The 2,803-nt window shown below is 66.4% G+C and carries 2 protein-coding genes; one reads left to right on the forward strand and one right to left on the reverse strand.

Features of this window, described 5'->3' with window-relative positions:
- Positions 1–127 precede the first annotated feature (127 nt).
- Positions 128–1,498, reverse strand: coding sequence for an adenosylhomocysteinase (gene ahcY / locus LzC2_RS21025; RefSeq protein ID WP_171189984.1), 1,371 nt, complete (start codon positions 1,496–1,498; stop codon positions 128–130).
- A 343-nt stretch (positions 1,499–1,841) separates the two neighbouring features.
- Between ahcY and metF the strand changes: the two genes are divergently transcribed.
- Positions 1,842–2,729: a methylenetetrahydrofolate reductase [NAD(P)H] gene (gene metF / locus LzC2_RS21030; protein WP_171189985.1), complete on the forward strand. Its 888-nt coding sequence runs from the start codon at positions 1,842–1,844 to the stop codon at positions 2,727–2,729.
- Positions 2,730–2,803 lie beyond the last annotated feature (74 nt).

Here is a 2,803-nt window from a genome sequence, read left to right on the forward strand (position 1 = left end):
GCTCGGCGGCACGACGGGCTGCGGTTCGGCGGGCGGCTCGTGCATCAAGAGCTGTTTTGAACGAACGCGACCCGAACGCGGTGAAGCGTCCGGGTCGCGAGACTCTCATCGGCGGACGCCGCTCGACTTAATAGCGGTAGTAGTCCGGCTTGAAGGGGCCTTCCTGCGGCACGCCGAGGTTCTCGGCCTGCTCCGGGGTGAGCTTCGTGAGCTTCACGCCGATCTTCTCCAGGTGCAGGCGAGCGACCTCTTCGTCCAGTTCCTTCGGCAGGACGTGAACGTTGATGTCCCACTCCGACGGGTTCCGCCACAGGGCGAGCTGGGCGACGACTTGGTTGGTGAAGCTGTTGCTCATCACGAAGGACGGGTGGCCCGTGGCGCAACCGAGGTTCACCAGGCGGCCCTCGGCCAGCACGAGGCGGGAGGTGCCGTCCGGGTAGGTGTAGCGATCGACCGGGCCGCCCTCGTCGCTGTGGGTCTTGATCCGGTCCTTCTTCACGTCCGGGTGGTTGTTCAGGTAGGCGACCTGAATCTCGCTGTCGAAGTGCCCGATGTTGCAGATGATCGCGTTGTGCTTCATCCGGTCCATGTGCTCGCCGCAGATGACGTCGTCGCAGCCGGTGGCGGTGACGAAGATGTCCGCTTCCGCACAGCAGTCTTCGAGGGTGGTGACCTCGTAACCTTCCATCGCCGCCTGCAGGGCGCAGATGGGGTCGATCTCGGTGACGATCACGCGGGCGCCCAGGCCCTTGAGGGCATCCGCGGACCCCTTGCCGACGTCGCCGAAGCCGCAGACGACGCAGACCTTGCCGGCGACCATGATGTCGGTCGCCCGCTTGATGCCGTCGGCGAGGCTCTCGCGGCAGCCGTACAGGTTGTCGAACTTCGACTTCGTCACCGAGTCGTTGACGTTAATCGCCGGGCAGCCGAGCTTGCCGGCCCGGTGCATCTGGTGCAGGCGGTGGACGCCGGTGGTGGTTTCTTCGGTCAGCCCGTTGATGCCCTTGAGCAGCTCCGGGTAATCGTCGTGGATCAGCTTGGTGAGGTCGCCGCCGTCGTCGAGGATCATGTTGAGCGGCTGAGGCTCGCCGCCGTCCTTGGACGGGAAGAACACCGTCTGCTCGATGCACCAGTTGAACTCTTCCTCGCTTTCGCCTTCCCAGGCGAAGATGGGGATGCCCTCTTTGGCGAGGGCGATCGCGGCGGTGTCCTGAGTGCTGAAGATGTTGCAGGAGCTCCAGCGGATCTCCGCGCCCAGTTCGATGAGGGTCTCGATCAGGACCGCGGTCTGGATCGTCATATGCAGACACCCGGCGATGCGGGCGCCTTCCAGCGGCTTGGTGTCCGCGTACTTTTCGCGGAGCGACATCAGGCCGGGCATTTCGACCTCGGCCAGTTCGATCTCCCGGCGCCCCAGGGCGGCGAGGTGTTCGAACTGCTCTTTGGAGACGTCCGCCACCTTGTAGGGGAGAACTTCAGTCGCGGCGGCGGAGGTCATGGGCGGTGCAGGTCGTGGAGACGAAGGAATAGGAAGCCGGCCGTCGGCGGGGCCGTGGTCGGGAGCGCGGACCGTGTCGGAGACGCCGACTGTTTAGCGCAGACCGGAATCGCGGCGAGAACTTCACCGGTCCGGTTCCGGCAGTCGCATGGAAAGCGTAAAATGTGCCGTCCACCGGGGCAAACCTGTTTCAGGGGGTCGGCGGGTTCGGTCTGTCCCGCTTACCATGCCGGACGAATCCGGAGCGTCCGACGTCGTTCGCCGCGGTGAACGACGAGGCTCGCCCCGCGGTCTTGTCGACTCGTCCCGATCTGTTTTCGTCGCCCCTCCGGTCGCCCGCCGCATGCACCTGTCCGACGCCTACGCCGACGGCTTCGGCCTGTCGTTCGAGATGTTCCCCCCCAAGACCGCGGCCGGCGACGAGGCGCTGCGCGTCGAGTTGGCCCGGTTGGCGGAGTACGACCCCGCGTTCGTCAGCTGCACCTACGGCGCCGGCGGCAGCACTCGTGACCGCACCCTCGATTGGTGCCGGGAACTGAAGAACGACTTCGGCCAGAACGTCACCGCCCACTTCACCTGCGTCGGCGCCGGGACCGGCGATATGGCCGAATGGCTCGCCGAAGCGCGGGACGCGGGGGTCTCGAACGTCATGGCCCTTCGCGGCGATCTGCCCGAGGGCGGCCCGGACGAAGACCCCTGGCAGCCCGCCGCCGGCGGCCTGCGGTACGCCAACGAGTTGGTCGCCTTCCTCCGCGAGCAGTTCCCGCAGTTCGGCATCGGCGTCGCCGGCTATCCGGAGAAACACCCGGAGTGCCCCGACCCCGCCACCGACCTCGCCAATCTTAAACTTAAGGTCGACGCCGGCGCCGACGCCGTCTTCACCCAACTGTTCTTCACGAACGACCACTTCCTGCGGTTCCGCGACGCCTGCGTGACCGCCGGGATCGACGTGCCCATCATCCCCGGGGTGATGCCGGTGACGGACTTCGGTCGCATCAAACGCATCACGGCCATGTGCGGGTCCTCTTTCCCCAAAGAGTTCGCGTCCGCCCTGGAAGCGGTCAAGGACGACAAAGCCGGGCAGTTCGAAGTCGGCGTGGACTGGGCGGTGAAGCAATGCCGCGAGCTGATGGACGAGGGCGTCCCCGGCATGCACTTCTACGTCCTGAATAAAGCCGCGGCCACGGAGCAGATCCTCGACGGCATGAACCTCGCCCCGGTCGCGGCCTGACGGGCGTGCGGGGCGACAATCCGGCGGCGTGACGGGGACCGGCGACCGCCTAAACTGTTCGATCCCCCGTCCCC

The sequence above is a fragment of the Alienimonas chondri genome, from assembly GCF_013036045.1.
Lineage (GTDB): Bacteria > Planctomycetota > Planctomycetia > Planctomycetales > Planctomycetaceae > Alienimonas > Alienimonas chondri.

Excerpts from the sequence above, each read along its gene's own strand:
- metF (WP_171189985.1), top strand. The coding sequence starts at position 1,842 with ATGCACCTGTCCGACGCCTACGCCGACGGCTTCGGCCTGTCGTTCGAG.
- ahcY (WP_171189984.1), bottom strand. The coding sequence starts at position 1,498 with ATGACCTCCGCCGCCGCGACTGAAGTTCTCCCCTACAAGGTGGCGGAC.